Origin of the sequence: Thalassobacterium maritimum (assembly GCF_031127805.1) — a bacterium.
GTDB lineage: Bacteria > Verrucomicrobiota > Verrucomicrobiia > Opitutales > Coraliomargaritaceae > Thalassobacterium > Thalassobacterium maritimum.
Map to the genome: position 1 here is coordinate 21,608 of NZ_JARXHW010000054.1, position 6,945 is coordinate 28,552.

General features: G+C 52.6%; 5 protein-coding genes. All 5 read right to left on the bottom strand.

Features of this window, described 5'->3' with window-relative positions:
* Positions 1-8: 8 nt before the first annotated feature.
* The 5 genes from QEH52_RS16680 to QEH52_RS16700 all read right to left on the bottom strand — a co-directional run bounded on the left by QEH52_RS16680 (position 9) and on the right by QEH52_RS16700 (position 6,154).
* The gene (locus QEH52_RS16680) at positions 9-1,367 is read right to left on the bottom strand and encodes a UDP-glucose 6-dehydrogenase (RefSeq protein ID WP_308951997.1); all 1,359 of its coding nucleotides are present in this window, start codon (positions 1,365-1,367) and stop codon (positions 9-11) included.
* 35 nt (positions 1,368-1,402) lie between these two features.
* Positions 1,403-2,335, bottom strand: a complete 933-nt coding sequence (locus QEH52_RS16685; protein ID WP_308951999.1) for a UDP-glucuronic acid decarboxylase family protein — start codon at positions 2,333-2,335, stop codon at positions 1,403-1,405.
* 55 nt (positions 2,336-2,390) lie between these two features.
* Entirely contained in the window at positions 2,391-3,437 is a 1,047-nt protein-coding gene (locus tag QEH52_RS16690) for a GDP-mannose 4,6-dehydratase (protein WP_308952001.1), read from the bottom strand.
* Positions 3,438-3,844: 407 nt separating this feature from the next.
* On the bottom strand, positions 3,845-5,407 hold the full coding sequence (locus QEH52_RS16695; RefSeq protein WP_308952003.1) for an O-antigen ligase family protein: 1,563 nt from the start codon (positions 5,405-5,407) through the stop codon (positions 3,845-3,847).
* Positions 5,408-5,551: 144 nt separating this feature from the next.
* Positions 5,552-6,154, bottom strand: a complete 603-nt coding sequence (locus QEH52_RS16700; protein WP_308952005.1) for a hypothetical protein — start codon at positions 6,152-6,154, stop codon at positions 5,552-5,554.
* Positions 6,155-6,945: the final 791 nt, after the last annotated feature.

Below are 6,945 nucleotides of genomic sequence, written 5' to 3' on the forward strand. Positions count from 1 at the left end.
GAAAAAACTTATCCTTGCCCGATGCCTCGCGCTTCGAAGCCAATCGCTGCGAGCTGCTCAAGATCGAGCAAGTTGCGCCCATCGAAGAGGAAAGCGGGCAATTGCATTTGGTCGTAAATCTTCTTGAAATCGAGTGCCTTGAATTCATCCCACTCTGTGAGGATCAGGACGGCATGCGCATCCTTGGTCGCCGCATAAGCATCTTCACAAATAGTCACATAAGGATTCTCTTCAGTGACCTTCAAGTCTTGGCGGATTTGCGCCTCTGAAACCTTAGGATCGTAGATGGCTAGCTTGGCCTGCTCTTCGATCAAATCGCGACAAATGTAGATGGCAGCGGACTCGCGGGTATCGTTGGTGTCTTTCTTGAAGGCAAAGCCAAGCACTGCGATTTTTTTATCGGAAACGGTGTTGAACAGCGTGGACACCACACGGCGCGCGAAGCGGTGCTTCTGGTAATCATTCATGGTGATCACGCCTTGCCAGTAATCAGCTACTTCGGGCAGACCGAAGTGGCGGCATAGGTAGACCAAATTTAAAATATCTTTTTGGAAGCATGAACCTCCAAAGCCGACCGAAGATTTTAGGAATTTCGGGCCGATGCGGCTATCAGTGCCGATCGCGTTGGCGACTTCGTCGACATTGGCCTCGGTGGCTTCACACAGGGCAGAGATCGCATTGATAGAGGAGATGCGCTGCGCCAAGAAGGCGTTGGCAGTGAGTTTAGAGAGCTCGGAAGACCACACGTTGGTGGTCAGGATTCGCTCACGTGGCACCCAGCCCGCATAGACGTCGACCAGCTTCTGAATGGCAGCTAAACCCGCGGGCGTTTGATCGCCCCCTACCAGCACGCGGTCGGGATTCTGTAAGTCAGCGATCGCGGTGCCTTCAGCGAGGAATTCCGGGTTAGACAAGATCTGAAAGTCGCGCCCCTCGGAGTTGGCCAGTAAGATGCGCTTGATCGACTCAGCAGTGCGGACCGGTAGAGTGGATTTCTCAACCACAATCTTGTCCCCTTCAGATACTTCAGCGATCTTACGCGCACACTTCTCGATAAAGCGCAGATCGGCGGCGCAGCCCGCACCGACGCCATAGGTTTTGGTGGGCGTATTGACACTGATGAAAATAATCTCCGCTTCGCGGATGGCGGTGTCCACATCGGTGGAGAAAAAGAGATTGCTGCCGCGTGCCGCTTGCACGACCTCATCCAAACCTGGCTCATACACTGGCAACTCATCCGAGTTCCAAGCGTCAATGCGCGCCTGGTTGATATCAACGACAGTAACCGTGTGATCCGCACATTTGTGCGCGATCATCGCCATGGTGGGGCCACCTACGTAGCCAGCTCCGATACAACAGATTTTCATATATATTTAGGTGAGTTAAGAGGTCTAATGCCGAACTAGGCTTTTAAATGCTGAGCAAAATACTCGATGGTCTTCTTCAGCCCGGCTTCAAGCTGAACCTTAGGCTCCCAAGCAAGCACTTCACGTGCCTGTGTGATGTCGGGCTTGCGCTGCTTGGGATCGTCTTGCGGCATGGGGCGATAGACGATTTTTGATTGGCTGCCAGTAAGTTCGATCACCTTTTGCGCTAACTCAAGGATGGTGAACTCGCCGGGGTTGCCGATATTCATCGGGCCGACCACTTGCTCTTGGTTCATCAGGCGAATGAAGCCTTCGATGAGATCATCTACATAGCAGAATGAGCGTGTCTGCTGCCCTTCGCCATAGACTGTGATGTCACGGCCTTGGAGCGCTTGCACGATAAAGTTGGAAACCACGCGGCCATCGTCGGCCAGCATGCGCGGCCCATAAGTATTGAAAATGCGCACCACCCGGATATCGACTTGATTCTGACGGTGGTAATCAAAGAAGAGTGTTTCCGCGCAGCGCTTCCCTTCATCGTAGCAGGAGCGAATGCCGATGGTGTTGACATTACCCCAGTAACTTTCGGGCTGCGGGTGCACACTCGGGTCACCATAGACCTCGGAAGTCGAAGCTTGAAACACACGTGCGCCGACGCGCTTTGCGAGCCCGAGGCAATTGATCGCCCCCATCACCGAAGTTTTGGTGGTCTTGATCGGGTTGTGCTGATAATGCACCGGCGATGCGGGGCAGGCCAAGTTGTAGATTTGATCCACTTCCAATTTGAAGGGATCCACAACATCGTGCCGCATCAGTTCGAAATAAGGGTTTTCGAGTAGATGAACGATGTTGGCCTTACGTCCAGTGAAGAAGTTGTCCATACAGACAACTTCATGTCCTTCATTTAGAAGACGTTCAGAAAGATGGGATCCGAGAAAACCGGCTCCGCCAGTGATTAGTATACGCATTTAATTTTTGGTTAACGATGGAGTGGCTGCAGTCTCGCCGCTAAGCGATTCAAATCTAGAAGGAGCGTCCTTGTGCTTGATACCATTTATAAAACTCAGTCACGCCCTCTTTAAATGTGATCGTTGGCTTGTAGCCAAACAGTTCATCAGCCTTGCTGACATCGGCCCAAGTTTGAGGCACATCGCCCGGTTGCTCGGGCTGGCGATCGATGATGGCCTTCTTACCGACCACTTCTTCGATGGTTGCAATCATTTCGGCCAAGGTGACGGTTTGATCGTTGCCAAGGTTGATCACTGCGTAGGCTGGCATACAGCCCTCCGGTTGTTCAGTTTTCAGTTTCCCGTTTTCAGTTTCTGGTGCGCCTGAGGCGACTGATTTATAGACACATGCAAGGATGCCGCCAACGATGTCGTCAATAAAGGTGTAATCGCGGCGAGTAGAGCCATCGCCAAAGACTGGAATCGGCTCTTCGGCCTCAATCAAGCGCGCGAATTTGTTGATCGCAAGATCAGGGCGCTGGCGTGGGCCGTAAACTGTAAAGAAGCGCAAGCCTAGCACCCGAATACCATACAAGTGACTGTAGACATGGCCGAGCAATTCGCAGCTCACCTTCGTGCTGGCGTAGGGACTGATCGGGCCAGACACATCATGCTTCTCAGTCCAAGGCACATTCGGGTTGACGCCGTAGACTGAGGAAGAGGAGGCAAAAACGAACTGTTTGATGTCATTCTCCTTGGAAAACTCCAACAAATTTTGAGTCGCGATCACATTGGCCCGCTGATAGCCGACTGGATCCTCAATCGAAGGGCGCACGCCCGCCTTAGCGGCGAGGTGAATAATGGCGTCGATCGGCTGATCGGCAGCCATAAACTTAAGCTTCTGATAGGTGGTGGCCTCCGCGAGGTCCGCTTCAAGTAATTCAAAAGAGCCCTGCCCGGTGGTCCCCGGTCCACTGGACGCAGCCAGATTCGCTTCTTTCAGTGAGCGAGCGTAAAATGGATCGAAGTTATCGACGCCAATCACATCATGACCATCTGCGAGCAGACGCTCCAATGTATGAGAACCAATAAATCCGGCACAACCTGTGAGTAATATTTTCATAAAATAAACGGGGCGTCTAATGCGCCAAGCGACGATACGATGCCTTCGTCAACCAAGAGATTGACCAAAGCTACTCAACTTCAAATGGAAAGTGCAATGCTCGATCCTCCAATCCGCAGCAGAGGGGCTCTCGGCACGCTACCGCCATTGGTCACGTCGAGAAACGAGCCATAAAAAGAGAAGAAACTAGCGGTGCAAGGCACAAGAATAACGGCAGACTGCAGTTAAGTTTCGTTTTGTTCAAGTTTTTTTGAACAAAACGAAACTGGGCTGTAAATGAGCGCGTTGATACCACCCCGAAACTGAGTTTCGAGGATACGCAAGCATGCACCACCCCGAAACCGAGTTTCGAGGATACGCAAGCATGCACCACCCCGAAACCGAGTTTCGAGGATACGCAAAAACTGCTAGCAATTTTGACTGCGTCTTTGAGATTTCTTGGCAGATTCGAGTCGTAACAACTTCGTCGCAGCCACCAGTAAACCGAGAAAAGCCATCCAATAAGCAGGGCTATTGAAGATAAAATCGAAGAAGGCATGCCCAAAGGCCTGCACTGCGCCAGCCAGTAGAATGAGCACAGCAAACAACTGCCCTCTGCTACTGAAGAACGCTTGCAGCAACAAAAGAAGGATGCCCCCGAACACTAGAGAAGTTCCTACGATGCCGTATTCAGCTACAAACTGGACCAGATCGTTATGCGCGTACCTAAAGCTCTTCCGGCCAAACCATTTGCGAGATTTCGAATGATAATAAGCATAGTAAATATCTGGATATTCTCGTTGATACATAGGAAAAATGTAGCGGAAAGAACCGGCGCCCCACCCCAACCTCAAACGATCTTGCGCCATATCCCAAGTGGCACGCGTCGAAATCGCACGGGTATTATGTCCACCAGACTCTAAGGATTGCTCCACATCGCCAAAGCGCTCTTCGATCGCCTGCAAATCAATGTATAAAAAAGCGCCATATCCCGCAGCCAGTAATCCCGCGAAGGTGAATGCTCCCAATAAGAAAGAACGTGAGTGAAAAAGTGCCTGCACGCCATAAATCACCAAGAGCCCCGCAAAAGCCAAACATAAGACCAATCCAAAAACAATGCCTCCGCGTGAAAGTGCGCTACCAACCGAAATTGCCGTCACTAAAAATAGAAAAAGACAAAGGAAGTGCGGCCCGCCCGAACGTAAATGCTGGCGGGTTTTGATGGCATGATAAAAGAAGAGAAAAGCGGCGACGACTAAGACTAAATTGAGATAAGCCGCCCCTTGGTTACGGTAAAAGAAACTGCCCCAGAAGTTCTCATTACTAGAGGAGAAGGTCCACAACACCTCTTTGGCCTCTGTCAAATGCTGCAAGATCGCCACCATTGCCATGCCTCCACCACTCAGCAAGAGGCACCACAGCACGAGCAAAGTCGTTTTACGGCGGGTGAGCCCAGCCCAAAGACCCCAGACCAATGAGAAGCTTGCAGTGAAAGAAACAAGCACACGCCAGGCATTCATCGGCTGATAGTCGGATTGCACGGAGGTGGGCAACCAGAGCGCGATTGTTGCGGGCATCGCCTCCACCCACCAGCCGCGCTCGTCACGCACAATCTCAGCCGAGGGATTACAGGCACCAATCAGTAGATAGAGCAAAAAGATGAAGCTCAACCAAAAGAAAGGAAAGCGTAGCAGTCGCTTCGCGGCGGATACGTTGAGCAAATAGTTAAATGCCGCGCCGAGGAAGCGTTTGACTGGCGCACCGCCTGTTTGCTGCATTGATTCCGACTGACGCGACGGCCAAGGTGCCAGCGCGCAAATAAATGTGAATAGACCTCCTGCCAATAACACATGCAAGGTCCACATTTCAACGCCCCCGAGGCCCCAGGCAGTAAAGGCCAAAGTTAAACCGCCCGAACACGCAACCAACCATTCTCGCCGCGAGATTGGCTGCGCTTGGCTTCGCTTAACACTGACTGAAGAGGGCTTCATAAAAGGATGAAGCACCATTTATAACTGCACCGATTCGTCAATCACGAAGCACAGCGGAGGCAGCAACCGGTGTGCTTAAAACTACGGGGAATTTTTATTGTCGCATGCTGGCGACATGCTTCCGTGGAGATCAAGCTAGGAAATTTAGAGCTCTAAGTGCAATGCAATTTCCCCCACCAGACGCCCCTTTTTATATGTCTGGCTCGCGCTTTTCCGCTTCTCACGCTGCTGCGAAAGTGCAAGCCCACGACTGGAACGCAGTGTGGACAGCAGTTTTAAAGGAATCCGAATCTCCCCCGCGGAGAGCCGCTCACTATCGAGATCTAGCCCCCCTTCCGCGATCAATGCAGGCTCCTCGGCGATACGATCCGCCACTTGCTCGCTGGCCTCTTCGACAACATCATCGAAGGGCGTGTAGCGCAGCAGCGAAGACGACAACAGCTCGCCCGAAGATTCCAAGCCAGTGGCCCAGAGCTGACGCATAAATTGCGCCAACTCTGGGTGCTTAAGCGGCCGGGTGATGCTCACTTTGAGTCCGACAGGGCCGTCCAGCTTTTCCTTCAATAGGCCCCGCTCATAGAAAGGTGCTCGCGCGAAGCTAGCTTTCCCCTTAGACAGCCGCACTTCTTTGAGTGCCGTTTTACGGGCAATGCCATTGCGCGGCAGCAGCAGTTCCACCAGAAGCAGGCACTCCCCCGAAAGGTCTAAAGGAGCAGCGAGCGCGAAAGAATGAAGACTCAGAATCATAAGCAGGGTTCTAGGGTTTAAACAGAAATCTAGCGTAAATAAGAAAAGTCTATCAGGTCGAGTCTAAAGCGCAGGAAACGAGGGAGAGCGAACATTGGGAACATCGAACGTTCAATGATGAATGGTGTATGCTTGTCCTGTAGCGGGGCTCTTTAGACCTCGTTTGCGTAGGGCTGGCCGAGAGCAACGGATGGTCCGAACCGAGGCTAAAGCACTCGGCTACTTAAGACGCTCTCTAGTAGCGGGGCTCTTTAGACCCCGTTTGCATAGGGCTGGCCGCAGCCAACGGAAAGTCTGAACCGAGGCTATAAGACATCTCGGCTACTGAAGACGCTCTCTAGTAGCGGGGCTCTTTAGACCCCGTTCGCGTAGGGCTGGCCGAAAGCAACGGAACGTCTGAACCGAGGCTGAAGCACTCGGCTACTTAAGACGCTCTCTAGTAGCGGGGCTCTTTAGACCCCGTTTGCGTAGGGCTGGCCGCAGCCAACGGAAAGTCTGAACCGAGGCTAAAGCACTCGGCTACTGAAGACGCTCTCTAGTAGCGGGGCTCTTTAGACCCCGTTCGCGTATGGGCTGGCCGAGAGCAACGGACGGTCGGAACCGAGGCTAAAGCGCTCGGCTACTGAAGACGCTCTCTAGTAGCGGGGCTCTTTAGACCCCGTTCGCGTAGGGCTGGCCGAAAGCAACGGACGGTCGGAACCGAGGCTAAAGCACTCGGCTACTGAAGACGCTCTCTAGTAGCGGGGCTCTTTAGACCCCGTTTGCGTATGGGCTGGCCGAGAGCAACGGAT

What these genes read in the sequence shown, in the direction of transcription:
- QEH52_RS16680 (WP_308951997.1), bottom strand. Translation starts at nt 1,367, where the DNA reads ATGAAAATCTGTTGTATCGGAGCTGGCTACGTAGGTGGCCCCACCATG.
- QEH52_RS16685 (WP_308951999.1), bottom strand. Translation starts at nt 2,335, where the DNA reads ATGCGTATACTAATCACTGGCGGAGCCGGTTTTCTCGGATCCCATCTT.
- QEH52_RS16690 (WP_308952001.1), bottom strand. Translation starts at nt 3,437, where the DNA reads ATGAAAATATTACTCACAGGTTGTGCCGGATTTATTGGTTCTCATACA.
- QEH52_RS16695 (WP_308952003.1), bottom strand. Translation starts at nt 5,407, where the DNA reads ATGAAGCCCTCTTCAGTCAGTGTTAAGCGAAGCCAAGCGCAGCCAATC.
- QEH52_RS16700 (WP_308952005.1), bottom strand. Translation starts at nt 6,154, where the DNA reads ATGATTCTGAGTCTTCATTCTTTCGCGCTCGCTGCTCCTTTAGACCTT.